The sequence below is a fragment of the Acrocarpospora corrugata genome, assembly GCF_009687845.1.
GTDB classification, from domain to species: domain Bacteria; phylum Actinomycetota; class Actinomycetes; order Streptosporangiales; family Streptosporangiaceae; genus Acrocarpospora; species Acrocarpospora corrugata.
Map to the genome: position 1 here is coordinate 1 of NZ_BLAD01000020.1, position 1,008 is coordinate 1,008.

Below are 1,008 nucleotides of genomic sequence, written 5' to 3' on the forward strand. Positions count from 1 at the left end.
GATCCGGTCGCGGGGTCATGGGTGGCCGACGCCGATCGCTGGCAGAGCATTTTCGTCGACGCCAGCGGCGGGAACGGGCTGCTCGGCCAGGTCGATGGCCGGACCGGCGCGGATGTGACCGCCTGGCTGGCGGCCCGGGATCCGGCCTGGCGCGAGCAGGTCCGCTGGGTCGCCATCGACATGTCCTCGGTGTACAAGTCCGCGGTCACCGCGAGCGGGCTGTTGCCGAACGCGGCCTTGGTTGTCGACCTGTTTCATGTGGTCCAGCTCGCGAACAAGATGGTCGGTGACGTACGGCGGCGGGTCACCTTGCAGCGGTACGGGCGGCGCGGCCGGGCCACCGACCTGGAATACACGATCAAGGGACTGCTGGTGCGCGGGCAGGAGAGGCTGTCGGAGCGGGCCCGGCGCAAACTGCTGGTCGCTCTGGCCGACCTCGGGGACGGCGGGCGGCAGATCGGGACTGCGTGGAGGGCCAAGGAGAAGCTCCGCGACCTGGTGAAACTTTCCCCCAACCAGACCGGGCTCGCGCCGACCCGCCATCAGATCGCCACCGCGCTGGAGGCGCTCTACATGTTCTGCGCAACGGTGGGGGCCAGTGTCCCGGAGATCGTAACTCTCGCTGAGACGATCTCCAGGTGGCGGGCGGAGATCACCCGCGCAGTGGCCACCGGCTATTCCAACGCCGCCGCCGAAAGTGTGAATCGGCTGGTGAAGCTGGTGTACCGGACCGGGTACGGGTTCACCAACGTCACCAACCAGCAGCGCCGATCCCGCTATGCCGCCTCCCGCAGCACCCGGCCTGTCTGGTTGTCGGCCGCTGGGCGGCGCAACGCCACCGGCCACGATGCAGCCGAGGCGATACCCGTGCCGGCTATCGCGAGCGTGCGCGGAGCCGGTCGCCACCGTGATGGGCTCCTCGGGCAGGCCGAGGGGCGACCATCACCCACCGTCACCACCGAGTGGACACGGCCGGTAGCCGCGTGACCACGAAATCTGTTCAGTCGC

At 69.3% G+C, this 1,008-nt stretch carries 1 protein-coding gene; it reads left to right on the top strand.

What is annotated here, in order from left to right; genetic code table 11:
• On the top strand, positions 1–987 hold a 987-nt coding region (locus tag Acor_RS00135), incomplete at its 5' end, for a transposase (RefSeq protein WP_218034036.1).
• Positions 988–1,008 lie beyond the last annotated feature (21 nt).